This is a genomic window from Pseudomonas sp. 18173 (assembly GCF_050432945.1).
Lineage (GTDB): Bacteria > Pseudomonadota > Gammaproteobacteria > Pseudomonadales > Pseudomonadaceae > Aquipseudomonas.
On the sequence record NZ_JBKFTN010000018.1, the window covers coordinates 110503 to 136014 of the forward strand.

The 25512-nt window shown below is 60.3% G+C and carries 24 protein-coding genes and 1 pseudogene; 15 read left to right on the forward strand and 10 right to left on the reverse strand.

Annotated features, from left to right (window positions below; genetic code table 11):
- Nucleotides 1-115 precede the first annotated feature (115 nt).
- The gene (locus ACLD1X_RS20295) at nt 116-1549 is read left to right on the forward strand and encodes a PLP-dependent aminotransferase family protein (RefSeq protein WP_429370673.1); all 1434 of its coding nucleotides are present in this window, start codon (nt 116-118) and stop codon (nt 1547-1549) included.
- Nucleotides 1550-1609: 60 nt separating this feature from the next.
- Nucleotides 1610-3184, forward strand: coding sequence for a phospholipase D family protein (locus ACLD1X_RS20300; RefSeq protein ID WP_429370675.1), 1575 nt, complete (start codon nt 1610-1612; stop codon nt 3182-3184).
- Here the strand turns inward: ACLD1X_RS20300 and ACLD1X_RS20305 are convergent.
- Both ACLD1X_RS20305 and ACLD1X_RS20310 read right to left on the reverse strand, forming a co-directional pair.
- The gene (locus ACLD1X_RS20305; protein ID WP_429370677.1) at nt 3181-4326 is read right to left on the reverse strand and encodes an MFS transporter; all 1146 of its coding nucleotides are present in this window, start codon (nt 4324-4326) and stop codon (nt 3181-3183) included. The two genes, ACLD1X_RS20300 and ACLD1X_RS20305, sit on opposite strands and share 4 nt — an antisense overlap.
- A gap of 261 nt (nt 4327-4587) precedes the next feature.
- Nucleotides 4588-6081, reverse strand: a complete 1494-nt coding sequence (locus ACLD1X_RS20310; protein WP_429370679.1) for an aldehyde dehydrogenase — start codon at nt 6079-6081, stop codon at nt 4588-4590.
- Between the two features lie 234 nt (nt 6082-6315).
- Here ACLD1X_RS20310 and ACLD1X_RS20315 point away from each other — a divergent pair, with 234 nt between their 5' ends.
- Complete coding sequence (locus ACLD1X_RS20315) at nt 6316-6678, forward strand: cupin domain-containing protein (RefSeq protein WP_429370681.1); 363 nt, start codon at nt 6316-6318, stop codon at nt 6676-6678.
- A gap of 114 nt (nt 6679-6792) precedes the next feature.
- On the opposite strand, the gene rpmG is transcribed toward ACLD1X_RS20315, so the two are convergent.
- Both rpmG and rpmB read right to left on the reverse strand, forming a co-directional pair.
- Complete coding sequence (rpmG, locus tag ACLD1X_RS20320) at nt 6793-6948, reverse strand: 50S ribosomal protein L33 (protein ID WP_003177274.1); 156 nt, start codon at nt 6946-6948, stop codon at nt 6793-6795.
- Between the two features lie 11 nt (nt 6949-6959).
- Complete coding sequence (gene rpmB / locus ACLD1X_RS20325) at nt 6960-7193, reverse strand: 50S ribosomal protein L28 (protein ID WP_003177273.1); 234 nt, start codon at nt 7191-7193, stop codon at nt 6960-6962.
- A gap of 444 nt (nt 7194-7637) precedes the next feature.
- Here rpmB and ACLD1X_RS20330 point away from each other — a divergent pair, with 444 nt between their 5' ends.
- Nucleotides 7638-9224, forward strand: coding sequence for an ABC transporter substrate-binding protein (locus tag ACLD1X_RS20330; RefSeq protein ID WP_429370684.1), 1587 nt, complete (start codon nt 7638-7640; stop codon nt 9222-9224).
- Between the two features lie 124 nt (nt 9225-9348).
- On the opposite strand, the gene radC is transcribed toward ACLD1X_RS20330, so the two are convergent.
- Nucleotides 9349-10023: a RadC family protein gene (gene radC / locus ACLD1X_RS20335; protein WP_429370686.1), complete on the reverse strand. Its 675-nt coding sequence runs from the start codon at nt 10021-10023 to the stop codon at nt 9349-9351.
- 135 nt (nt 10024-10158) lie between these two features.
- Between radC and coaBC the strand changes: the two genes are divergently transcribed.
- The 4 genes and pseudogenes from coaBC (at nt 10159) to argB (ending at nt 14393) form a co-directional block, all read left to right on the forward strand.
- Nucleotides 10159-11367 (forward strand): bifunctional phosphopantothenoylcysteine decarboxylase/phosphopantothenate--cysteine ligase CoaBC, encoded by a 1209-nt coding sequence (coaBC, locus tag ACLD1X_RS20340; protein ID WP_102700099.1) that lies wholly within the window; start codon nt 10159-10161, stop codon nt 11365-11367.
- Nucleotides 11368-11372: 5 nt separating this feature from the next.
- Nucleotides 11373-11828, forward strand: a complete 456-nt coding sequence (dut, locus tag ACLD1X_RS20345; RefSeq protein WP_007975171.1) for a dUTP diphosphatase — start codon at nt 11373-11375, stop codon at nt 11826-11828.
- Between the two features lie 265 nt (nt 11829-12093).
- Nucleotides 12094-13470, forward strand: a pseudogene (locus ACLD1X_RS20350) (phosphomannomutase/phosphoglucomutase); the annotation flags it as partial.
- Nucleotides 13471-13487: 17 nt separating this feature from the next.
- Nucleotides 13488-14393, forward strand: a complete 906-nt coding sequence (argB, locus tag ACLD1X_RS20355; protein WP_007989569.1) for an acetylglutamate kinase — start codon at nt 13488-13490, stop codon at nt 14391-14393.
- A 182-nt stretch (nt 14394-14575) separates the two neighbouring features.
- Here argB and pyrE read toward each other — a convergent pair whose 3' ends face one another.
- Nucleotides 14576-15220: an orotate phosphoribosyltransferase gene (gene pyrE / locus ACLD1X_RS20360; protein ID WP_008078597.1), complete on the reverse strand. Its 645-nt coding sequence runs from the start codon at nt 15218-15220 to the stop codon at nt 14576-14578.
- A gap of 81 nt (nt 15221-15301) precedes the next feature.
- Here pyrE and ACLD1X_RS20365 point away from each other — a divergent pair, with 81 nt between their 5' ends.
- Nucleotides 15302-16081, forward strand: a complete 780-nt coding sequence (locus ACLD1X_RS20365) for an exodeoxyribonuclease III (RefSeq protein ID WP_003176915.1) — start codon at nt 15302-15304, stop codon at nt 16079-16081.
- 104 nt (nt 16082-16185) lie between these two features.
- Here ACLD1X_RS20365 and gltS read toward each other — a convergent pair whose 3' ends face one another.
- From gltS to rph, 3 genes are all read right to left on the reverse strand, one after another.
- The gene (gltS, locus tag ACLD1X_RS20370) at nt 16186-17391 is read right to left on the reverse strand and encodes a sodium/glutamate symporter (RefSeq protein ID WP_429370690.1); all 1206 of its coding nucleotides are present in this window, start codon (nt 17389-17391) and stop codon (nt 16186-16188) included.
- A gap of 381 nt (nt 17392-17772) precedes the next feature.
- Nucleotides 17773-18141 carry a DUF4870 domain-containing protein gene (locus ACLD1X_RS20375; RefSeq protein WP_429370692.1) on the reverse strand — a complete coding sequence of 123 codons (369 nt, stop codon included), beginning with the start codon at nt 18139-18141 and terminating at the stop codon, nt 17773-17775.
- A 28-nt stretch (nt 18142-18169) separates the two neighbouring features.
- Nucleotides 18170-18892 (reverse strand): ribonuclease PH, encoded by a 723-nt coding sequence (gene rph / locus ACLD1X_RS20380; RefSeq protein ID WP_007989575.1) that lies wholly within the window; start codon nt 18890-18892, stop codon nt 18170-18172.
- Between the two features lie 268 nt (nt 18893-19160).
- Here rph and ACLD1X_RS20385 point away from each other — a divergent pair, with 268 nt between their 5' ends.
- From ACLD1X_RS20385 to ACLD1X_RS20410, 6 genes are all read left to right on the forward strand, one after another.
- Nucleotides 19161-20024, forward strand: a complete 864-nt coding sequence (locus tag ACLD1X_RS20385; protein ID WP_429370694.1) for a YicC/YloC family endoribonuclease — start codon at nt 19161-19163, stop codon at nt 20022-20024.
- A 12-nt stretch (nt 20025-20036) separates the two neighbouring features.
- Nucleotides 20037-20657: a guanylate kinase gene (gene gmk, locus ACLD1X_RS20390; protein WP_111283029.1), complete on the forward strand. Its 621-nt coding sequence runs from the start codon at nt 20037-20039 to the stop codon at nt 20655-20657.
- A 167-nt stretch (nt 20658-20824) separates the two neighbouring features.
- Nucleotides 20825-21088, forward strand: coding sequence for a DNA-directed RNA polymerase subunit omega (gene rpoZ, locus ACLD1X_RS20395; RefSeq protein WP_007921129.1), 264 nt, complete (start codon nt 20825-20827; stop codon nt 21086-21088).
- Nucleotides 21089-21145: 57 nt separating this feature from the next.
- Complete coding sequence (gene spoT, locus ACLD1X_RS20400) at nt 21146-23251, forward strand: bifunctional GTP diphosphokinase/guanosine-3',5'-bis pyrophosphate 3'-pyrophosphohydrolase (protein WP_085723649.1); 2106 nt, start codon at nt 21146-21148, stop codon at nt 23249-23251.
- 27 nt (nt 23252-23278) lie between these two features.
- Complete coding sequence (locus ACLD1X_RS20405; RefSeq protein ID WP_003229509.1) at nt 23279-23659, forward strand: RidA family protein; 381 nt, start codon at nt 23279-23281, stop codon at nt 23657-23659.
- A gap of 67 nt (nt 23660-23726) precedes the next feature.
- Nucleotides 23727-24467 (forward strand): hypothetical protein, encoded by a 741-nt coding sequence (locus ACLD1X_RS20410; RefSeq protein WP_429370698.1) that lies wholly within the window; start codon nt 23727-23729, stop codon nt 24465-24467.
- Nucleotides 24468-24594: 127 nt separating this feature from the next.
- Here the strand turns inward: ACLD1X_RS20410 and ACLD1X_RS20415 are convergent, their stop codons facing one another.
- Entirely contained in the window at nt 24595-25452 is an 858-nt protein-coding gene (locus tag ACLD1X_RS20415) for an SDR family oxidoreductase (RefSeq protein WP_429370700.1), read from the reverse strand.
- Nucleotides 25453-25512: the final 60 nt, after the last annotated feature.

Genomic DNA, 25512 nt, shown 5'->3' on the forward strand with positions numbered 1-25512 from the left:
ACAGATTCAAAGCTGCTGTATTAAATCCATACAGATTTGCCGATTCCGCCACTGAATCCTGATTTTTTGCCTGATCTGTACCGGTTTACCGAACCACCCCAATCGAGGCTGCACCATGACCCTTTACGTCAACCTCGCCGAGTTGCTCGGCACGCGTATCGAACAGGGCTTCTATCGCCCCGGTGACCGGTTGCCCTCGGTACGGGCGCTGAGTGTCGAGCACGGCGTCAGCCTGAGCACGGTGCAGCAGGCCTATCGGGTACTGGAAGACAGCGGGCTGGCCACGCCCCGGCCCAAGTCCGGGTACTTCGTTCCCGCCAGTCGCGAGCTGCCGGATTTGCCGGCGGTCGGTCGCCCGGCCCAGCGCCCGGTGGACATCTCTCAATGGGATCAGGTACTGGAACTGATTCGCGCTGTGCCGCGCAAAGACGTGGTGCAATTGGGGCGCGGCATGCCGGACATCACCAGCCCGACCATGAAGCCGCTGCTGCGCGACCTGGCGCGGATCAGCCGGCGACAGGACATGCCCGGCCTGTATTACGACAACATCCACGGCAACCTCGAACTGCGCGAACAGATCGCTCGCCTGATGCTCGATTCCGGCTGCCAATTGGGCGCCAGTGATCTGGTGGTCACCACTGGATGCCATGAAGCGCTGTCCACCAGCGTTCGTGCGATTTGCGAGCCGGGGGACATTGTGGCGGTGGACTCGCCGAGCTTCCATGGCGCCATGCAGACCCTCAAGGGCCTGGGCATGAAAGCCCTGGAAATCCCCACCGACCCGCTGACCGGCATCAGTCTCGAAGCGCTGGAACTGGCCCTGGAGCAGTGGCCGATCAAGGTCATACAGTTGACCCCCAACTGCAACAACCCGCTGGGCTACATCATGCCCGAGTCACGCAAACGCGCGTTGTTGACGCTTGCGCAGCGGTTTGACGTAGCGATTATCGAGGACGATGTGTATGGCGAGCTGGCCTACACCTATCCGCGTCCACGCACGATCAAATCCTTCGACGAGGACGGTCGTGTCCTGCTGTGCAGTTCGTTTTCCAAGACTCTGGCGCCAGGCCTGCGCATCGGCTGGGTCGCGCCGGGGCGCTATCTGGAACGGGTGCTGCACATGAAATACATCAGCACCGGTTCCACCGCGCCACAACCGCAGATCGCCATTGCCGAGTTCCTAAAAGGTGGTCACTTCGAGCCGCATTTGCGGCGAATGCGCACGCAATACCAGCGCAATCGCGACATGATGATCGATTGGGTAACCCGCTACTTCCCGGCCGGCACCCGCGCCAGTCGTCCGCAAGGCAGCTTCATGTTGTGGGTGGAGCTGCCGGAAGGCTTCGACACCCTGAAACTGAATCGCGCGCTGCACGACCAGGGCGTACAGATTGCCGTGGGCAGCATTTTTTCCGCCTCGGGCAAGTACCGCAATTGCCTGCGCATGAACTACGCTGCCAAGCCAACACCGCAGATCGAGGACGCGGTGCGCAAGGTCGGCGCGACAGCAATCAAACTGCTGGCGGAAACCGATCAGCTCAGCGACTGACTTTTACTCGGGAATCAGCGTCCATATGCCTATCTGCGCAGCCAAACGGAACGATCCTACGTGAGAGTCAGACAGCCCCTGCTTGCTATTCTGCTGCTCGCCACGCTCCTGGGCGGTTGCTCCAGCTTCGACGTTCGACGCGAACCCAGCCAGGCGCTGCCGGCTTCAGACTCCGCATTCGGCCGCTCGGTCCAGGCGCAGGCCGCCCCTTACAAGGGACAATCGGGCTTTCGCCTGCTATCGGACAGTACCGAGGCCTTTACCGCCCGCGCCGAACTGATCCGCAACGCCCAAAGCAGTCTCGACTTGCAGTATTACATCGTGCACGACGGCATCAGCACGCGCATGTTGATCGAGGAGCTGCTCAAGGCCGCCGACCGGGGCGTGCGGGTCCGGGTACTGCTCGACGACACCGCCAGCGACGGCCTGGACCGGGTCATTGCCACCCTCGCCGCGCACCCGAAAATCCAGATCCGCGTATTCAATCCGCTGAATCTTGGCCGCAGCACCGGCGTGACGCGTAACGTGGGCCGACTGTTCAACCTGTCACAACAGCATCGACGCATGCACAACAAGTTGTGGCTGGCGGACAACAGCATGGCCATCGTCGGCGGGCGAAACCTGGGGGACGAGTATTACGATGCCGAGACCAAGATGAACTTCACTGACATCGACATGCTCAGCGTCGGCCCGGTTGCCGAGCAACTCGGGCACAGTTTCGACCAGTACTGGAACAGCGCCCTGAGCAAGCCGATCGACGAATTCCTGTCGAGCAAACCCACCGCCCAGGACCTGGAAAACACCCGCGCCCGACTGGAAGAGTCCCTGGCGCAGATGCGCAAACAGGACCACGCGCTTTACAAACACCTGATGACCTTCGCCACGCACCCGCGCCTGGACATCTGGCGCCGCGAGCTGATCTGGGCCTGGAACCAGGCTTTGTGGGATGCGCCGAGCAAGGTACTGGCCAAGGGCGAACCCGATCCGCAGTTGCTGCTGACCACGCATCTCGCCCCTGAACTCGATCATGTCAGCAAAGAGCTGATCATGATCTCGGCCTACTTTGTGCCCGGCCAGCCTGGCCTGGTGTACCTGACCGGGCGCGCCGACGCCGGCGTTTCGGTGAGATTGCTCACCAACTCACTGGAAGCCACGGACGTTCCCGCGGTACACGGTGGTTACGCGCCCTATCGCAGGGCGCTGCTGGAACATGGTGTGAAACTTTACGAATTGCGCCGCCAACCTGGCGAGGAAGGCGGCGGCGGAAGCGGACCGCGTCTGTTTTCCGCTAGCTCCTTTCGCGGCTCCGACTCCAGCCTGCACAGCAAGGCGATGATCTTCGACCAGCAGAAATCCTTTATCGGCTCGTTCAATTTCGATCCGCGTTCGGTGCTGTGGAACACCGAAGTCGGCGTGCTGGTGGACAGTCCGGAGTTGGCCGCACGGGTCCGCGAACTGGCGCTGCAGGGCATGGCGCCAGCCCTGAGTTACCAGGTGAAGCTGGAAAACGATCAGATCGTCTGGACCACCGAAGACGACGGAAAAGCGCACACCCTGACCAAGGAGCCAGGGAGTTGGTGGCGGCACTTCAATGCGTGGCTGAGCAACACGGTTGGCCTGGAGAAAATGCTCTAGGCCGGCTCGGCAAGCGCACCAAACGCCCCTTGCCGCGACACCACGATCAGCACACCCAAGGCCCCCACCGCCATCAGCAACGGCAGCGCATGGCCACTGATCCACTGGCTGCCAGCACCCGCCAGCAACGGCCCGATCAGACAACCAACCCCCCACAGCTGGGCAATATGCGCGTTGGCACGTACCAGTGCGTCGTCGCGATAACGCTCGCCGATCAGGATCAGCGACAAGGTGAACAACCCGCCGGCGCTGGCGCCGAACAGCACCCACAATGGCCAGATCAACAGTGTGTCGATCAGCATCGGAATCGCCAGGCTCGAGATCAGCAAAACCACCGCACAACCGGTGAACAACGCGCGTCGCGACAAGCGATCGGCCAACGCACCAATCGGCAATTGCAGCACCGCATCACCGACCACCACCGTACTGACCATCGCCAAAGCGATCTCCGTGGTGAAGCCCTGGCGCAGGCAATAGACCGGCAACAGCGTCAGAATCATTGCCTCGAACGCGGCGAACAATGACACCGCCCAGGCAATCGCCGGCAAGCCACGACAGAAAGCGAGCAAATCACTCAAGGTCACGCTGCTGGCCTCGCTGCTCGGTGCACCACTGCGCCCCAGCAACAGGAATGGAGCCGCCATCAACAAGCCGACACCCACCCAAAAGCCATAATCGTGTCCGGTACCGAGAAAACCCAGCAATACCGGCCCTGCCAGCTGACTCAGTGCGTAGCTGCTGCCGTACAACGCCACCAGCCGCCCGCGCCATTGCTCGACCACCAGTTGATTGATCCAGCTTTCACCGATGATGAATACAAGGGTCAGGATCACCCCGATCATCAGCCGCAGCACCAACCAGACCGGATAGCTCGGCAACAGTGCGAGCAAACCGATCGAAACCGCCCCGCCCCACAGGCACAGGCGCATCAGATTGGCCGTGCCGAACCGCGCCGCCAGATGACTGGATATTTTCGCCCCCAACAGGACGCCGATGGCCGGCATCGCCGCCATCACGCCAATGGCAAACGAGCCGTAGCCCCAGCTCTCCAGGCGAAACGACACCAGCGGCATGCTGACACCCAGGGCCAGGCCGACACTCAGGACAGATGCCAAAACGGCGAAATAAGTCGCCCAACGCATGTTCCACGCTCCTGTGGATATTTTTATCTACAACACAAAACATTGTGGGAGCGAGCCTTTGTGGCGAGGGGGCTTGCCCCCGTTGGGTCGCGGAGCGGCCCCAAAACCTGCGTCTGCGGTGTATCAAGTACACCGCATGCCATGGTCTTGCGCCTGCTTCGCAGCCGAACGGGGGCAAGCCCCCTCACCACAAAAGCCCGCTCCCACAAGGGATCTGTGTCGTTCGGGAGGCCTGCTCTACAACAGGCCTCCCTTAACGGCTTACAACTTGATCCAGGTCGCCTTCAGCTCGGTGTACTTGTCGAACGCGTGCAGGGACTTGTCGCGACCGTTGCCGGACTGCTTGAAGCCACCGAACGGCGCGGTCATGTCGCCGCCGTCGTACTGGTTGACCCACACGCTACCGGCACGCAGTGCGCGGGCGGTGAGGTGCGCCTTGGAAATGTCGCCAGTCCAGACCGCGGCGGCCAGGCCGTACGGCGTGTCGTTGGCGATCGCGATGGCTTCTTCGGCGCTGTCGAATTCGATGACCGACAGTACCGGGCCGAAGATTTCTTCCTGGGCGATTTTCATCGCGTTGCTCACACCGTCGAAAATCGTCGGTTCAACGTAAGTGCCGCCGGTTTCCTGGAGCGTACGCTTGCCACCGGCCACCAACCTGGCGCCGTCGGCATGACCGGACTCGATGTAGGACAGTACGGTGTTCATCTGCTGGGTATCGACCAGCGCGCCAACATTGGTCGCCGGGTCGAGCGGGTTGCCCGGCTTCCAGGTTTTCAGCGCCTCGATCACCAGTGGCAGGAATTTATCCTTGATCGAACGCTCCACCAGCAGGCGCGAACCGGCAGTGCAGACTTCGCCCTGGTTGAAGGCGATGGCACCAGCAGCGGCTTCGGCAGCATCCTGCAGGTTCGGCGCATCGGCGAACACGATGTTCGGGCTCTTGCCGCCGGCTTCGAGCCAGACGCGCTTCATGTTCGACTCGCCGGAGTAGATCAACAGTTGCTTGGCGATCTTGGTCGAGCCGGTGAATACCAGGGTATCGACGTCGTTGTGCAGGGCCAGGGCCTTGCCGACGGTGTGACCGTAACCCGGCAATACGTTCAGCACGCCTTTCGGGATGCCGGCTTGAACAGCCAGCTCGGCGATACGGATGGCGGTCAGCGGGGATTTCTCGGACGGCTTGAGGATCACCGAGTTACCGGTGGACAGCGCCGGGCCCAGTTTCCAGCAGGCCATCATCAGCGGGAAGTTCCACGGCACGATGGCGCCCACGACACCCACTGGCTCACGGGTCACCAGGCCCAGCTGATCGTGCGGGGTGGCCGCGACTTCGTCGTAGATCTTGTCGATGGCCTCGCCGCTCCAGCTCAGGGCTTGCGCCGCGCCAGGAACGTCGATGTACAGGGAATCGCTGATCGGCTTGCCCATGTCCAGGGTTTCAAGCAGGGCCAGTTCTTCGGCGTGCTGCTTGAGCAGGCCGGCGAAGCGAATCATGGTGGATTTGCGTTTGGTCGGTGCCAGGCGCGACCAGATACCGGAATTGAACGTGGTGCGGGCGTTTTCCACGGCGCGCTGGGCATCGGCGGCGTCACAGCTGGCAATCTTGCCCAGCAGACGGCCATCGACCGGACTGATGCACTCGAAGGTCTCGCCGGAAACGGCGTCGGTGTATTCGCCATTGATGTAGGCGCGGCCTTCGATTTTCAGGTCGCGGGCACGTTGTTCCCAGTCGGCACGGGTCAGGGTGGTCATGCGAGTGTCCTCCTCTTATTGATACGACACCCGCGTTCTTCGCGGGCGCTGTCAGGAATTCTGCCCGGCCAGCCTGCTTGTCGGCCCAAGGCAACCACCACCCTAAACCAGCGGCAGGTGAAGTTTCAATATATTTGACATAACGCCGGCAAACGGCCTTGCGATGTTCATTTTAATAAACATAGACTTTGCCCTTATCAACCACTCGCACCGCAATGACGGGGGAATACAACAATGAGCATCCAGAAGATCGTCGACTTCAGCCAGGCCACCACCGCCGCCGAGCGCTATCGCCCGGACCCGACCAAAGTACTCAAGGGTGATCCCGAGCAAGCGGTGTACAACCACTACAACAGCCCTTGCGGCCAATTGAACGCCGGCGTGTGGGAAGGGGCTGTCGGCCAGTGGACGGTGAACTTCACCGAACACGAATACTGCGAAATCGTGCAGGGTGTTTCCGTGATACGTGACCTCGACGGCAACGCCAAGACGCTGCGTGTGGGTGACCGCTTCGTGATCCCTGCACGCTTTCGCGGCACCTGGGAAGTGCTGGAGCCATGCCGCAAGATCTATGTGGCGTTTGAACAGAAGGCCTGACAATTCGTGTTGCCTGCTCGCGAAGGGGTCCTGACAGGCACTGCATAACCCGCAGGCAACAAAAAAGGCCCGTATCTCGCGATACGGGCCTTTTTCGTAAGAGGGAAAAATCAATTACTTGATTTTGCCTTCCTTGTAGATCACGTGCTTGCGAACAACCGGATCATATTTCTTGATCTCGATTTTGTCCGGAGTAGTACGCTTGTTCTTGTCGGTAGTGTAGAAGTGACCAGTACCGGCGCTCGAAATCAAACGAATCAATTCACGCATGATTAGCTCCCTTAAACCTTGCCATCGCGACGAAGTTCGGCCAGCACGACACTGATGCCACGCTTGTCGATGATGCGCATGCCTTTGGCAGATACGCGCAGACGCACAAAACGTTTCTCTTCTTCAACCCAGAAGCGGTGATGCTGCAGGTTCGGCAGGAAACGACGACGGGTTTTGTTGTTTGCGTGGGAAATGTTATTCCCAGTCACCGGACCCTTACCGGTAACTTGACATACTCTAGACATGCCTCAGCCCTCTAAAACCACATGCCCAACCCGGCATGGGTTGGCCGCTTAATCTCTAGTCATTGTGGCGCCAGGCGCCGCGATTCTTTAGAGGTCTTACCGGCTACACCTACAGTGAAGGAACCGGGCCCCTAGAAAAGAGCGCTGCTTTATACCAGAAAGACTGGAGAGCAACAACATTCGCTGTGCCTTGAACTGATAAAAACCCGTTTTTTCCTGCCTCAAGCGCTTTGGATAAAGGCTGTCGGCGCTTGCGACCGCTCGTCGCAGAAAATCTGTCAGACACCTCAATCGCGGGTTTTTCAAGCGGGCACAGCAATATCAGGCGCCTATAGTCACCTCAAAATGAAAAAGGGGATAGTCATTTGCAAAAGAGCCCACTAGGGTAAGCCTTTTCCAGACTGCACTTGCAGATGGGCCTTCGATCTGTAAAGGAAGCCGACCATGCGCCTCGCTGCCCTACCGCTGTTGCTCGCCCCGCTTCTGCTGAGCCCACAGGCCTTTGCCGCCGCCCTGAGCGTGTGTACCGAGGCCAGCCCCGAAGGGTTCGACGTGGTGCAGTACAACTCGTTGACCACCACCAATGCCTCGGCCGATGTATTGATGAATCGCCTGGTGGATTTCGACACGGCCAGCGGCAAGGTAGTCGCCAGCCTCGCCGACAGCTGGGAAGTGAGCCCCGACGGCCTGACCTACCTGTTCAAGTTGCACCCGCAGGTGAAATTTCATCGAACGGAGTACTTCACCCCGACACGCGACCTGAACGCCGAGGACGTGATTTTCAGCTTCGACCGCATGCTCGACCCGGCCAATGCTTGGCACAAGGTCGCCCAGAGTGGCTTCCCGCATGCGCAATCGATGCAGTTGCCTGCACTGATCAAGAAGATCGACGCCCTTGATCCGCAGACCGTGCGCTTCACCCTCGATCACGCCGACTCGACCTTCCTGGCGACCCTGAGCATGGGTTTCGCCTCGATCTATTCGGCCGAATACGCCGACAAACTGATGAAGGCCGGCACGCCCGAGAAGCTCAACAGCCAGCCAATCGGCACGGGGCCGTTCGTGTTCACCCGCTTCCAGAAGGACGCCTCGGTTCGCTACAAAGCCAACCCTGACTACTTCGGTGGCAAACCCTCGGTGGACCCGCTGATCTTCGCCATTACCCCGGACGCCAACGTGCGCCTGCAAAAACTGCGTAACAACGAATGCCAGATTGCCCTGTCGCCCAAGCCGCTGGACGTACAGGCCGCGCTGAAAGAGCCGACCCTGAAAGTAGAAAAGACCGACGCGTTCATGACCGCATTCGTCGGCATCAACAGCCAGCATCCACCGCTGGACAAACCCGAGGTGCGCCAGGCGATCAACCTGGCATTCGACAAGGCCAACTATCTCAAGGCCGTGTTCGAAGGCACTGCCGAAGCCGCCAACGGCCCCTACCCGCCAAACACCTGGAGCTACGCGAAAAGCCTGCCGGGGTATCCCCGCGATGTCGAAAAAGCCAAGGCACTGATGGCCAAGGCCGGGCTCAAGGACGGCTTCCAGACCACCATCTGGACCCGCCCTTCCGGTAGCCTGCTCAACCCCAACCCAAGCCTCGGCGCTCAACTGCTGCAGTCTGACCTCGCGGAAATCGGCATTCAGGCCGAAATCCGCGTGATCGAATGGGGCGAACTGATCCGCCGCGCCAAGGCCGGCGAACATGACCTGCTGTTCATGGGCTGGGCTGGCGATAACGGCGACCCGGACAATTTCCTCACGCCGCAGTTTTCCTGCGCCGCGGTCAAGTCCGGCACCAACTTCGCCCGCTACTGCAACCAGGACCTGGACAAGCTGATCAGCGCCGGCAAGACCACCGGCGAGCAAGGTGTGCGCAGCAAGCTCTACGAGCAGGCCCAGGCGCAGATCCAGCAGCAGGCCCTGTGGCTACCCCTGGCCCACCCGACGGCCTTTGCGCTGACCCGCAAGGATGTCGAGGGGTACTCGGTCAGCCCGTTCGGTCGGCAGGATTACTCCAGGGTGAACCTGAAGTAAACGGCTGGAACCCTGTAGGAGCGAGCTCTGCTCGCGATGGACGTCAACGATGACGAGGGCTGCCTGAATGAAAGCGGCGCCCCGGCCACCATCGCGAGCAGAGCTCGCTCCTACAGTGAATCATTCACATCCAGCCGTACTCAGCCATCGACAGCGGATCGCCATCACCGATGATGAAGTGATCCAGCACCCGCACGTCAATCAGCTCCAGCGCCTTTTGCAGGCGCTTGGTGAGCACTCGGTCGGCCTGGCTGGGGTCGGAGTTACCCGATGGGTGGTTGTGGCAGAGGATCAATGCCGCTGCATTGTTGGCCAAGGCGCGCTTGACCACCTCTCGCGGATGCACGCTGGTGTTGTCGATGGAGCCGCGAAACAGCGTCTCAAACCCCAGTACCTGGTGCCTGGAATCGAGAAACAGGCAACCAAACACCTCATGCGGCTCGTGGCGCAGCATCGACTTGAGGTACTCGCGAACCGCCTGTGGATTCTCCAGCGCCGACTTTTGGCGCGCACGCTCGGCCAGATGCCGCCGGCTCATTTCTTGAGCAGCCTGCAGTTGGGCGAATTTCGCCGGCCCAAGCCCCAATTGCTTGCTGAACGTTTCCTGATCGGCCTCAAGCAGAGAACGCAGGCTGCCAAACTGATGCAACAGGTGTCGCGCCAGATCCACTGCGCTTTTACCCACCACGCCTGTCCGTAAAAATATCGCCAGCAGTTCGGCATCCGAAAGGCTACCCGAGCCCTGCTCAAGCAACCTCTCCCGCGGCCGTTCCGTCGCCGGCCAATTGCGAATACTCATAGCACCTCCCTGTCTGTGGGCACCGCTGTTCCGTAGCGGTCGCTGTGATATCGTAGCCCATCTTTTTTGCGGGCGAATTCACCCTGGGGAGGGGGTTTCGCCACGTATGTCACCAACGAATTGAAAGGCAGGCCTATGCAGCGGCTGTATCGGAAACGCATTGTTCTGGGCGTCGGCGGCGGTATCGCTGCCTACAAGAGCGCCGACCTGGTTCGCCGCCTGATCGATCAGGGCGCCGAAGTGCGCGTGGTCATGACCCGAGGCGGTGCAGAGTTCATCACCCCGCTGACCATGCAGGCCCTGTCCGGGCACCCGGTCCACCTGGACCTGCTGGACCCGGCGGCCGAGGCGGCCATGGGGCATATCGAACTGGCCAAATGGGCCGACCTGGTGCTGATCGCCCCCGCCACGGCGGACCTGATCGCCCGTCTGGCCCAAGGCATTGCCGATGACCTGCTGACCACGCTGGTGCTGGCCACCGACGCAGTGGTCGCCGTTGCACCAGCCATGAACCAGGCGATGTGGCGCGATCCGGCGACCCAGGCCAACCTGCAAACCCTCGAAAGCCGCGACATCAAGGTCTTCGGCCCGGCCTCCGGCAGCCAGGCCTGTGGCGACGTCGGCCTGGGGCGCATGCTCGAAGCCCTTGAACTGGCCCAGTGCGCCGCCGACTGCTTCCAGCGTCAGGCACTGACCGGTAAACACGTGCTGATCACTGCCGGTCCGACTCAGGAAAACATCGACCCGGTGCGTTACATCACCAACCACAGCTCCGGAAAAATGGGCTTTGCCCTGGCCGAAGCCGCGGTAGAAGCCGGTGCCCGCGTGACCTTGATCACCGGCCCGGTGCACCTGCCGACCCCGGATCGCGTCACCCGCATCGACGTGGTCAGCGCCCGCGATATGCTGGCTGCCTGCGAAGCGGCGATTCCTTGCGACCTGTTCATCGCCTCGGCTGCAGTCGCGGATTACCGCCCGGAAGTCGTCGCCCCACAAAAACTCAAGAAAGATCCTACGAACGGCGACGGCTTGCTGCTGCAGATGGTGCGTAACCCGGACATTCTGGCCACCATCGCCACCCGCCCCGACCGCCCGTTCAGTGTCGGCTTCGCCGCCGAGACCGAGCACCTGCTCGATTACGCTGCGCGCAAGTTGAAAGACAAGAACCTCGATTTGATCGTCGCCAACGACGTCGCCAACCCGAGCATTGGCTTCAACAGCGAAGAAAACGCCTGCAGCGTCATCGACCGTGAGCTTCACGCCACACTCTTCGCCCAGACCAGCAAGAGCAAGATTGCTCGCCAGCTGATCACTTTTATCGCCGAACGTCTGAACCAGGTTTAATTTACATGCACGCTTTGCAAGCCAAGATCCTCGACCCCCGCATCGGTACCGAATTCCCGCTGCCGCAATACGCCACACCGGGCTCCGCCGGCCTCGACCTGCGCGCCATGCTGGAGCAGGACACCGTGATCAAGCCGGGTGAAACCGTGCTGATCCCTACCGGCCTGTCGGTCTACATCGGTGATCCGAACCTGGCGGCGCTGATTCTGCCGCGCTCGGGGATGGGCCATAAGCACGGCATCGTGCTGGGTAACCTGGTCGGTCTGATCGACTCGGATTACCAGGGCCCGCTGATGGTTTCGTGCTGGAACCGTGGCCAGACCGAATTCACCATGCCGGTCGGCGAGCGCCTGGCGCAACTGGTGCTGGTGCCGGTGGTGCAGGCTCACTTCGAGATGGTTGAAGAGTTTGTTGAAACCGAGCGCGGCACTGGCGGTTTCGGTCATACCGGTACCCGTTGATCCGGTCACGCTCTTCTGTGGCGGGGGATCGAGCTTCCCCGCCACAAAATTCAAATTGTCATCTGCAAGGTTTAGCACCGAAAATCAAGGCATTACCCGGCCAAACCCTTGCCATCCGGGGCGTCATGGCCCTTTCACACCACGAACTCTCTGTGGAAAACGCCGTCATACCCTTCAGTTTGAACCTGCCGCCGAATGACTCGGCGTCCTGTCCAGCCACTTTCGAGATGGAGCATTTCCACAGATGAACACCCCGGCCAAAATCGCACCCAAGTTCCCTGACAGCATCTTCCGCGCCTATGACATTCGCGGCACGGTTCCGGAATTCCTGAACGCCGAGACTGCTTACTGGATCGGCCGCGCCGTCGGTTCGCAAAGCCTGGCCCAGGGCGAACCGAACGTGTCGGTCGGCCGCGATGGCCGCTTGTCCGGCCCGGAGCTGGTCGCCCAACTGATCAAAGGCATCGCCGACAGCGGCTGCCACGTCAGCGATGTCGGCCTGGTCCCGACTCCGGCGCTCTACTACGCCGCCAACGTACTCGCCGGCAAATCCGGCGTGATGCTCACCGGCAGCCACAACCCGTCGAACTACAACGGCTTCAAGATCGTCATTGCCGGCGACACCCTGGCCAACGAACAGATCCAGGCCCTGCACGAGCGCCTCAAGACCAACAACCTGAGCAGCGGCCAGGGCAGCATCACCCAGGTCGAGATCCTCGACCGCTACACCACCGAAATCGTCCAGGACATCAAGTTGGCCCGTCGCCTGAAAGTGGTCGTTGACTGCGGCAACGGCGCGGCCGGCGTGATCGCCCCGCAACTGATCGAGGCGCTGAACTGCGAAGTCATCCCGCTGTTCTGCGAAGTGGATGGCAACTTCCCGAACCACCACCCGGACCCGGGCAAGCCTGAAAACCTCGTGGACCTGATCAACAAGGTCAAGGAAACCAAGGCAGACATCGGCCTGGCCTTCGACGGCGACGGCGACCGCGTCGGCGTGGTGACCAACACCGGCAGCATCGTCTACCCGGACCGCCTGCTGATGCTGTTCGCCCGCGACGTCGTGGCGCGCAACCCTGGCGCCGAGATTATCTTCGACGTCAAATGCACCCGCCGCCTGATCCCGCTGATCAAGGAATACGGCGGCCGCTCGCTGATGTGGAAGACCGGTCACTCGTTGATCAAAAAGAAAATGAAACAATCCGGCGCCCTGTTGGCCGGCGAAATGAGCGGGCACATCTTCTTCAAGGAGCGCTGGTTCGGTTTCGACGACGGCATTTACAGCGCCGCGCGGTTGCTGGAGATCCTCAGCAAGGAAAAATCCTCGGCGGAAGAGCTGTTCGCGACCTTCCCGAACGATATTTCTACGCCGGAAATCAATATCCATGTGACCGAAGAGAGCAAATTCAGCATCATTGATGCATTGCACGACGCACAGTGGGGCGCAGGCGCCAACCTGACCACCATTGACGGCGTGCGAGTCGACTACGCCAAAGGCTGGGGCCTGGTACGCGCATCCAACACCACACCGGTGCTGGTGCTGCGTTTCGAGGCCGATGACGAGGCTGAACTGCAACGCATCAAGGATGTGTTCCGCATCCAGCTCAAGCGCGTTGCACCTGATCTCCAACTACCGTTCTGATTCACCCGGAGCCCTGAATGACCCTCGAACGCGAAGCCGCCGCCAACACCGCCAAGGTCCTGTCCGAAGCGTTGCCTTACATCCGCCGTTATGTCGGCAAGACACTGGTGATCAAATACGGCGGCAACGCGATGGAAAGCGAGGAGCTGAAAACCGGCTTCGCCCGCGACATCGTGCTGATGAAGGCCGTCGGCATCAACCCGGTGGTGGTTCACGGCGGCGGCCCGCAAATCGGTGACCTGCTCAAGCGCCTGTCGATCGAGAGCCACTTTGTCGACGGCATGCGCGTCACCGACGCCGCGACCATGGACGTGGTGGAAATGGTCCTTGGCGGCCAGGTCAACAAGGACATCGTCAACCTGATCAACCGTCATGGCGGCAGCGCCATCGGCCTGACCGGCAAGGACGCCGAGCTGATTCGTGCGAAGAAGCTCACCGTCACCCGCCAGACCCCGGAGATGACCACTCCTGAAATCATCGACATCGGCCATGTGGGCGAAGTGGTCGGGATCAACACCGACCTGCTGAACCTGCTGGTCAAGGGCGACTTCATTCCGGTGATCGCGCCCATCGGCGTCGGCGCCAATGGCGAGTCGTACAACATCAATGCTGACCTGGTGGCCGGTAAAGTCGCCGAAGCGTTGAAAGCCGAGAAGCTGATGCTGCTGACCAACATCGCCGGCCTGATGGACAAGTCGGGCAAGGTCCTGACCGGCCTGAGCACTGCCCAGGTCGACGAACTGATCGCCGACGGCACTATCTACGGCGGCATGCTGCCGAAGATCCGTTGCGCGCTGGAAGCGGTCCAGGGCGGTGTAGGCAGCTCGCTGATCATCGACGGTCGCGTGCCGAACGCGATCCTGCTGGAAATCTTCACCGATACCGGTGTGGGCACCCTGATCAGCAATCGCAAGCGTCCCTAAGCGATAGCGCAAATAAAAAGACCCCGCTCGGCCTGGCTGAGCGGGGTCTTTTTTTTGCCAGAGATCCCTGTAGGAGCGAGCTTGCTCGCGATGGACGCCAGAACACCGCGGGACATCAGGCGCCCCGCGTTTTCGTTGACGCTTTTCGCGAGCAGGCTCGCTCCTACAGAAGGCGGTGTGCGTTAAACGCCGAACTGCGCGCGGTAAGCTTCCACGGCTGGCAAATGCTGCTTGAGCTGCGGATCGTCCGCCAGGAACTCCAGAACCTGGTTCAGCGAAACGATGCTGATCACCGGGATGCCGAAGTCACGCTCGACCTCCTGGATCGCCGACAACTCGCCGTTGCCGCGCTCCTGACGGTTCAGGGCGATCAGCACGCCGGCTGCCTTGGCGCCGTCCTGGGAAGCGATGATCTGCATCACTTCACGAATGGCGGTGCCGGCAGTGATCACGTCGTCGATGATCAGCACGTCACCGGTCAGCGGTGCGCCAACCAGGCTGCCGCCTTCGCCGTGGGCCTTGGCTTCCTTGCGGTTGAAGCACCATGGCAGGTCACGGTCGTGATGCTCGGCCAGGGCCACGGCGGTGGTCGCCGCCAGCGGGATGCCTTTGTAGGCCGGGCCAAACAGCACGTCGAAGGGAATGCCGCTCTCGGCAATGGCGGCGGCGTAGAAACGGCCCAGCTGCGCCAGGGCCGAACCCGAGTTGAACAGGCCGGCGTTGAAGAAGTAAGGACTGGTGCGCCCGGACTTCAGGGTGAACTCACCGAAGCGCAAAACGCCGCGATCGATGGCAAAACGGATGAAATCGCGCTGATACGCTTGCATGAAAAAACCCCAAATACCACGGATTTAGCTAATTAGCTTGACGCCGTGTATCATACACGCACGCGATTTTTGGGGCCATTTATGCGGATCATCAGTGTGAACGTCAATGGTATTCAGGCTGCAGTCGAGCGTGGTTTGCTCAGTTGGCTGCAAGCACAGAATGCCGACGTCATCTGCCTGCAGGACACCCGCGCCTCCGCCTTTGAACTGGACGATCCAGCCTTCCAACTGGATGGATACTTCCTTTATGCCTGCGATGCCGAAGTCCCCGCCCAAGGTGGTGTGGCTTTGTATTCGCGGCTGCAACCGAAGGCTGTCATCAGCGGTCTCGGTTTCGAGACGGCCGACCGCTACGGGCGCTACCTGCAAGCCGATTTCGACAAGGTCAGCATCGCGACCTTGCTGCTCCCTTCGGGGCAGAACGGCGATGAAGACTTGAACCAGAAGTTCAAGCTAATGGACGACTTCGCCCGTTATCTGGATAAACAGCGACGCAAACGCCGCGAGTACATTTATTGTGGCTCGCTGTACGTGGCGCAACAGAAGCTGGATATCAAGAACTGGCGCGACAGCCAGCAATCTCCGGGCTTCCTGGCACCTGAACGTGCCTGGATGGACGAGATTGTCGGCAACATGGGCTATGTCGACGCCCTGCGGGAAGTCAGCCGTGAAGGCGACCAGTACAGCTGGTGGCCGGACAACGAACAGGCGGAGATGCTCAACCTCGGTTGGCGCTTCGACTATCAACTGCTGACCCCGGGCCTGCGCCGTTTCGTACGCAGTGCACGCCTGCCACGCCAGCCGCGGTTCTCGCAACACGCGCCGCTGATCGTGGACTACGACTGGACGCTGACGATCTAAGTGATTGTTCACTGAGCAGTCTGATAGGCGATCGAAAAAATGCCCGTATCGAAAGATACGGGCATTTTTTGCGCTCTATCCAAAAGTTCCCAATGAATTGAACTTCAAGTTACGGCGAAAAACGGCAGTGCAAGGTACAACTTGATCACAATGACATTAACAATGTCGATAAAGAAAGCACCCACCATTGGCACAACCAAAAATGCTATCTGCGAAGGCCCGTAGCGCTGTGTCACCGCTTGCATGTTAGCGATGGCCGTTGGCGTGGCACCTAGCCCAAAACCGCAATGTCCTGCCGCCAGTACAGCCGCATCGTAGTTACTGCCCATCATCCTGAACGTCACAAAAATCGCAAACAGGGCCATGACCAACGTTTGCGCAGCCAGAATAATGAATACCGGCAACGCCAGCGCAGCCAGATCCCAGAGTTTGAGTGACATCAGGGCGATCGCCAGAAACAGCGACAAGCTGACATTCCCCAGCACGGAGACTTCACGCTCGAATACCTGATACACGCCCAGCACCGAAAGTCCGTTTCGTAAAACCACGCCCACGAACAACACGCAAACGAATGTCGGCAACTCGAATGCGGTGCCTTGCAGCCAACCATTCAGGAGTGAGCCCGCCAGCAGGCTGACAGCGATCAGAGCCAGTGTCTCGACAAGCGAAAATGATGTGATCGAGCGCTCTTTGTTCGGCTGTTCAAAGCCCCTGGGTAACCGTGGCTTTTCTTGCTCGCAGCCGGGGGTCTGGACACGGCTGATGAGCAGGCGGGCAACAGGACCACCAATCAAACCGCCCAGCACCAGGCCAAACGTCGCGGAGGCCATGGCCAGTTCAGAGGCAGACGCCAGACCGAACTTCTCGCTGAAAGTCGCCCCCCATGCAGCACCTGTACCGTGACCACCTGCCAACGTAATCGAGCCGGTCAGCAAGCCCATCAAAGGATCGAGCCCCAACGCCGTTGCGAGCCCGATACCCATGGCATTCTGGATTACCAGAAGCCCGACCACCGCCAGCAGAAAGATCCCCACGACGCGCCCACCCTTCTTCAGGCTGGCGAAGTCTGCACTCAAGCCGATGGTGGCAAAAAACGCCAACATCAAGGGCATTTGCAACGAGGTGTCAAAGCGAACTTCAATATCGACGGCTCTCAACGCAAGAAGACCCAAGGCAACTACCAGGCCGCCTGCTACAGGTTCAGGGATATTATAAGTACGTAAAAAACCGACACGTGTGACAAGCGCACGCCCCAGCAAAAGCACTAAAGAGGCGGCGACAAGGGTTCCGTAAAAATCAAGCTGAAGCATATTGTATATTCTTGTTTATATATTCATGGGCGAACTTTTTACCTGGACACGCCTCTTGAATAGATTGATTGATCTCAACACTTATTAATATTAGATTCAGAGGCCGTCAATGGTCCGAATATCTCGAAATATTTCTTGAAAATATTACTTGGGATAACCTTATCAACCACCAAGTCTCATTGCCAAGCCTACAAGCCGTACTGAGCCTTACAGTTTGTGACTAAACGTGTAGGAAAAATTATTTGCCCGAATGAACTTCATTTGAATGGCGAGCGAATAAATACACAACATTAGAGATTAATCTGATTGCAAAAAAACAAATGCCCCGACATGTCGGGGCATTTGTATTGAACGGCACATAAACAGCATCAGCGCCCTGGCTTACTTGATCAACCGCCAGGTGAACGGATACCGGTAAGGGAATCCTTCATTGGCTTTCACCCCGGCGATGATGGTCAATACCAACGCGCCTATGGCGATCAGGCCAAACAGGAAGAACCCGATAATCACCACCATCAGCAGGAAGCAGATAGCCGAGGCGATCGCGACGGTGATCTGAAAATTCAACGCTTCCTTGCCCTGGGCATCGATGAACGGGTCCATCTCGCGCTTCATCTGCCACAGAATCAGCGGGCCGATGATCGTGCCGAACGGAATCCAGATCCCCAGCAAGGCGGACAAGTGACAGAACATCGCCCACTGACGCACCTCTTGGCTCGGCGTGGGCAGCGGTAGTTGCTCGTCACTCATGGTGTCCTCCTTGCCTGGAGCGGTCCGGTCAGTCGGCCAGTGCGGCCTTTTGCAGTTCGAAAATCTCGTTCATGCCTTTCTTGGCCAGTTCCAGCATGGCGTTCAGCTCTTCAGGCTGGAACGGCGCGCCTTCGGCAGTGCCCTGGACTTCGATGAAACCGCCAGCGCTGGTCATCACCACGTTCAGGTCAGTCTCGGCGGCCGAGTCTTCCAGGTAGTCGAGGTCGAGCACCGGCTCGCCCTTGTACATGCCCACGGAAACAGCGGCGATCATCTGTTTTACCGGGTCGCCGCCCTTCAGGCCGCCACGCTTCTTGATGACTTTCAAGGCATCGATCAGCGCCACCATGGAGCCGGTGATCGATGCAGTGCGGGTGCCGCCATCGGCCTGGATCACATCGCAGTCAACGTACAGGGTGACGTCGCCCAGTTTGGACATGTCCAGTGCGGCCCGCAGGGAACGACCGATCAGGCGCTGGATTTCCAGGGTGCGGCCGCCCTGCTTGCCACGGCTGGCTTCACGCTGGTTACGCTCGCCGGTAGCACGCGGCAGCATGCCGTACTCGGCGGTCAACCAACCCTGGCCCTGGCCTTTGAGGAAACGCGGTACGCCCGGTTCAACGCTGACGGTGCAGATGACCTTGGTATCACCGAACTCGACCAGCACAGAACCCTCGGCGTGTTTGGTGTAGTTGCGGGTGATGCGGATCGAGCGGAGCTGATCGGCAGCGCGACCACTTGGACGTATCATAGGGAATACCTGTACTGGGGACGGAAAACTGCGGAGCATTATAGAGCCGACGGCCGCCACTGGGCACTTCTAAAAAAATCCGCCGACGACCGATCGCTCTGTACCGCGCGTCGGCAAAGGCCTGCCGCTCTTTGTCACACCCTGTGTTTGGGCGCATCCGCACCACTGCGCTACAATCCTGCGCCTTTGCTGCCAGTCGGCTTTAATTCATTGATATCGGATTCCAGGAACCTCGGTTCTGTGCCGATCTGCATTGCGAGGTACCGCCATGGTGCACAGCATGACCGCCTTCGCCCGCGTCGAAAAAGCCGGCGTCCAGGGCACCCTGAGCTGGGAACTGCGGTCGGTCAACAGCCGCTACCTGGAACCCCACCTGCGCCTGCCGGAGTCCTTTCGCGACCTCGAGGGCGCTATTCGTGAAGCCCTGCGCCAGGGCGTATCGCGGGGCAAGCTCGAATGCACCCTGCGCTTCACCGAAGAAAACACCGGCAAGGCACTGCAAGTCGATCAGGAGCGCGCCGCGCAACTTATCGCCGCCGCCGAGACCGTCGCCAGCCTGATCAACAACCCGGCAGCGCTGAACCCGCTGGAAGTCCTGGCCTGGCCCGGCGTACTGGTAGGCGACGCCACCGACCCGCAAGCCTTGAACGCCGAAGCGCTGGCACTGTTCAATCAGGGCCTCAAGGAACTGAAGGCCGGCCGCGAGCGCGAAGGCGCGGAGCTGGCGCGGCTGATCAGCGAGCGCCTGAGCTCCATCGAAGAAGACGTGGTGACCTTGCGCGAACTGGTCCCGCAAATGCTCGCCACCCAGCGCCAGAAAGTGCTCGACCGCTTCGCCGACATGAAGGCCGAGATGGACCCGCAGCGCCTGGAGCAGGAAATGGTCATGCTCGCGCAAAAAAGCGACGTCGCCGAAGAACTGGATCGCCTGAGCACTCACATCATCGAAGTTCGCCGGGTGCTCAAATCCGGCGGCGCTGCCGGCCGGCGCCTGGACTTCCTGATGCAGGAGCTCAACCGCGAAGCCAACACACTGGGCTCCAAAGCCTTCGACCCGCGCAGCACCCAGGCTGCGGTCAACCTCAAGGTGTTGATCGAGCAGATGCGCGAACAAGTGCAGAACATTGAGTAAGGCTACCCCGACATGACCCACAGCACCGGCACCCTGTACATCATTTCCGCCCCCTCGGGCGCGGGCAAGAGCAGCCTGGTCAAGGCCCTGACCGACGCCAATCCGGAGATTCGCGTATCGATCTCCCACACCACCCGCGCCATGCGCCCGGGTGAAGTGGACGGCGTGAACTATCACTTCGTGACCCGCGAAGAGTTCGTGAAGATGGGCGAGCACGGCGACTTCCTCGAGCGCGCCGAAGTCTTCGGCAACTTCTACGGCACCTCGCAAAGCCGCCTGCAGCAGACCCTGGACGAAGGTCACGACCTGATCCTTGAAATCGACTGGCAAGGCGCCGAGCAGGTGCGCAAGCTGATGCCCCAGGCACGCTCGATTTTCATTCTGCCGCCGTCGCTCCAGGCCCTGCACCAGCGCCTGACCAACCGCGGCCAGGACAGCGACGAGATCATCGACGGCCGGATGCGTGAAGCCGTCAGCGAGATGAGCCATTACGTCGACTACGACTACCTGATCATCAACGACGATTTCGCCCACGCGCTGGACGACCTGAAGGCGATTTTTCGCGCCAATCAGCTGCAGCAGAAACGCCAGCAGGTGCGTTTCGGTAAATTGCTGGCCGAATTGCTCGGTTAATCAGCTCTTCCCAAAACCGCTGCAAGGGCTTTACATTGGCACTTGCAGCGCGTTGAAGGGCTTGGTCAAAAAATCAGCGCTTCCCTAATCGCTGGTGATTTTTTAAACTGTTGAGTCCGCTCGCCCATCCGGGCAGCGCGCATATTGCATTTGCTACGAGGAAGACCATGGCCCGCGTAACCGTTGAAGACTGCCTAGAACACGTGGATAACCGCTTTGAGCTGGTCATGCTCTCTACCAAGCGTGCCCGTCAACTGGCCACCGGCGGCAAAGAGCCGAAAGTAGCATGGGAAAACGACAAGCCTACCGTCGTCGCCCTGCGCGAAATCGCTGAAGGCCTGATCGACTACGCAGCTATCGCCGAAGCCGAAATCGTTGAAGATGAACCGCTTTTTGCTGCATTCGAGGACGAGTCCAACGAGGCCGTCTAAGCCTATGCCTGGTCGACGTAGCACGGCGCGGGATCACAGCTTTTGGCAGGAGACATCATGCCGAGCATAGACGCCCTCGCCGATCGCTTATCGGCCTACCTCGGCAAGGACCAGGTCAATCTGGTCCGCCGAGCGTATTTCTACGCTGAACAAGCCCACGACGGCCAACGCCGCCGTAGCGGCGAAGCGTACGTCACGCACCCACTCGCGGTTGCGAACATTCTTGCCGACATGCACATGGACCATCAGAGCCTGATGGCGGCGATGTTGCATGACGTGATCGAAGACACCGGTATTGCCAAAGAGGCGCTACAAGCGCAATTCGGCGAAACCGTGGCCGAACTGGTCGACGGGGTCAGCAAGCTGACCCAGATGAACTTCGAGACCAAGGCCGAAGCCCAGGCCGAAAACTTCCAGAAAATGGCCATGGCCATGGCCCGCGACATTCGCGTGATCCTGGTCAAGCTGGCCGACCGCCTGCACAACATGCGCACCCTGGAAGTGCTGTCCGGCGAAAAGCGCCGGCGCATCGCCAAGGAAACGCTGGAAATCTATGCGCCCATCGCCAACCGGCTGGGCATGCACGCCATTCGCATAGAGTTCGAAGACCTCGGCTTCAAGGCCATGCACCCGATGCGTTCCGCGCGGATCTACCAGGCCGTCAAACGCGCCCGGGGCAACCGCAAGGAAATCGTCAACAAGATCGAAGAATCCCTGAGCCACTGCCTGGCCATCGATGGCATCCAGGGCGAGGTCAGCGGTCGCCAGAAACACCTCTACGGCATCTACAAGAAAATGCGCGGCAAGCGTCGGGCCTTCAACGAGATCATGGACGTCTATGCGTTCCGGATCATCGTCGACAAGGTCGATACCTGCTACCGCGTGCTGGGCGCTGTTCATAATTTGTACAAACCCTTGCCCGGTCGTTTCAAGGATTACATCGCAATCCCCAAGGCCAACGGCTATCAGTCGCTGCACACCACGTTGTTCGGCATGCACGGCGTGCCGATCGAGATCCAGATCCGCACCCGCGAAATGGAAGAGATGGCCAACAACGGCATCGCCGCCCATTGGCTGTACAAATCCAGCGGCGACGAGCAGCCAAAAGGCACTCACGCCCGTGCCCGCCAGTGGGTCAAGGGCGTGCTGGAGATGCAGCAACGCGCCGGCAACTCGCTGGAATTCATCGAAAGCGTGAAGATCGACCTGTTCCCGGACGAGGTCTATGTGTTCACGCCCAAAGGCCGGATCATGGAGCTGCCCAAGGGCTCCACGGCGGTCGACTTTGCCTACGCGGTGCATACCGACGTCGGCAACAGCTGCATTGCCTGCCGGATCAATCGCCGTCTCGCGCCGCTGTCCGAACCGCTGCAAAGCGGCTCCACGGTCGAGATCGTCAGTGCTCCCGGCGCGCGACCGAACCCGGCCTGGCTCAACTTCGTGGTCACCGGCAAGGCACGTACGCATATTCGCCATGCACTGAAACTGCAGCGCCGCTCCGAATCCATCAGCCTGGGCGAACGCCTGCTGAACAAGGTCCTCAACGGTTTCGACAGCGCGCTGGAGAAAATCCCGGCCGAGCGCGTCAAGGCGATGCTCGTCGAGTACCGTCTCGAACTGATCGAGGATTTGCTCGAGGACATCGGCCTGGGCAATCGCATGGCCTACGTGGTGGCACGGCGACTGCTGGGCGAAGGCGAACAGTTGCCAAGCCCGGAAGGACCGCTGGCGATTCGTGGCACCGAAGGCCTGGTGCTCAGCTACGCCAAGTGCTGCACGCCGATCCCGGGCGACCCGATTGTCGGGCACCTGTCCGCGGGCAAAGGCATGGTCGTGCACCTGGACAACTGCCGCAACATCAGCGAAATCCGCCACAACCCGGAAAAATGCATCCAGCTCTCGTGGGCCAAGGATGTCACCGGCGAATTCAACGTCGAGCTGCGCGTCGAACTGGAACACCAGCGCGGCCTGATCGCCCTGCTGGCCAGCAGCGTCAACGCCGCCGACGGCAACATCGAGAAAATCAGCATGGACGAACGCGATGGTCGCATCAGCGTGGTCCAGTTGGTGGTCAGCGTGCACGACCGCGTGCACCTGGCCCGCGTGATCAAGAAACTGCGCGCCCTGACCGGGGTGATCCGCATCACCCGCATGCGTGCGTAGCCATCCATTCATTACAAGGAGTCATTCATGACCAAGACTGTTATCACCAGCGACAAAGCCCCGGCCGCCATCGGTACTTACTCCCAGGCGATCAAGGCTGGCAACACCGTTTACATGTCGGGTCAGATTCCCCTGGACCCAAAAACCATGGAACTGGTCGAAGGCTTCGAAGCCCAGACCGTCCAGGTGTTCGAGAACCTCAAGGCCGTGGCTGAAGCCGCCGGCGGTTCGTTCAAGGACATCGTCAAGCTGAACATCTTCCTCACCGACCTGAGCCACTTCGCCAAGGTCAACGAGATCATGGGCAAGTACTTCGACCAGCCTTACCCTGCCCGCGCCGCCATCGGCGTAGCAGCCCTGCCAAAGGGTTCGCAGGTTGAAATGGATGCCATCCTGGTCATCGAGTAATCCGTGCGGCGCAGCCCCGGGCTGCGCCGACTGCTCTGCTGTAAAGAAAGCTTGAAAGGATTCCACCATGCGCAACGCGCTTGCTCTCTCGCTGCTCGCCCTGTTCCTGGGCGGATGTGCCAGCAACCCTGCCGACCGTGATATCAGCGGCACCTGGATCAACCAGGTGGCGATCGATGCTGCAGCCAAAGGCGTCCCCCTGCGTGAAGCGCTCCAGGCTTATGGCCCGAACCTGGAATGGGACGTCAACACCAAGGCCGGCCAGGCCCGCTACACCAACGGTTTTGAAAACGTCGAAGGCAAGTTGCTGGGTGAAAAATCCGGCGCCTGGAAAGTCGACTTTTATGGCAGTTCGGCCAGCGAGCTGAAGCGTGACGGCAAGCAACTGAGCCAGTCTGCCAGCGACAACGAGCCCGAGCAGGTTTTCGATCGCGCCCAGATTCCGGTACCGGACGGCGCTCCGATCGGTGCCAGCTTCGAGCGCGCACTGTATTCAGCCTACATGGGCGGCGCCTGGACAATCGTCAGCGGCCCCGGCGAAGGCAGCACGGTTCAATTCCAGGCCGATGGCCAGGTGAGCGGCCTGCCAGGCAGTGATCGCTACGCGTTGTGCCTGGCCGGCGATTGCGCCTCCATGAGCGGTGGCAATGACAACATGTGGCTGCAACTCAATGGCCAGGGCAACGCCTGGATCTTTGCGCGCAAGGGCAAAGAGCTGGAGATTTTCCAGACGGTGAACACGGCGCAGGCTGATGAAATGCCCTCGTTCACCCCGGGTGAGCGCAAGTGGTTGCTCGAGAAGCAATAAACAACGCTTAACCCATGTGGGAGCGAGCCTGCTCGCGAAGACGGCGTAACAACCGACAGAAATGTTGAATGTTACGACCCCTTCGCGAGCAGGCTCGCTCCCACAATTGTTTCAGGACGCCTGGAAGTCAGCAGCGTCCTTCAAGGATGGCGGCATAACCCTCGCGAAAGCTCGGATACTTCGGCGTCCAGCCCAAGGCTTTGGCCCGTGCATTAGTACAACGCTTGCTGCCGGTGCGACGTACGCTGGCGTCGTCGTCCCACTCGGTCACGCCCAGATACCCGCGCAACCAGTTCACGACGTCAGCCAGCGCCGCCGGCTCGTCATCGACGCCGATGTAGACATCATCCAGCGCCACACCACGCCGATCCGCCTCAAGCAGGCACGCCATCAACCCTGCGGCATCGTCCGCATGAATCCGGTTGGCGTACAACGGCGGCTCGACCGCCACGCGATAACCCCGGCGCACCTGCGTCAGCAGCCATTCACGACCTGGGCCGTAAATGCCGGTCAAGCGCACGATACTGGCTGGAATACCGCTTTTGAGGGCAAGTTGTTCGGCTTCGAGCATCACACGTCCGGAATAGCCCGCCGCCACGGCCGGCGAAGCCTCGTCGACCCATTCGCCATCCTGCTGCCCGTAAACACTGCTGCTGGAAACGAACAGCAGGCGATTGGGCACCTGTCCGTAGTCGTTCAGCCACTCCAGCACATGCTCCAGGCCCTGGACATAGGCCGCACGGTAACCGGCCTCATCGTGATCGGTGGCCGCCGCGCAATACACCAGGTAATCCACGGCGCCGACTGGCCAGGTGGCCGGGCAGTCCTTGTCGAACAAGTCACCGGCAACGCCAATGACGCCCTCGGGCAGACGTGAAACGTCGCGGCGCAGACCATGAACCTCCCACCCAGCCGCCAGCAGTTGTGTGGCCAGGCGGCTGCCGACATCACCGCAGCCGGCGATCAAAACAGTAGGCGCAGACATCAGAAAACTCCCATCGGAAAGCCACAGACTAGCGCCGGCATTAGACAGGCGGCTAGCAAT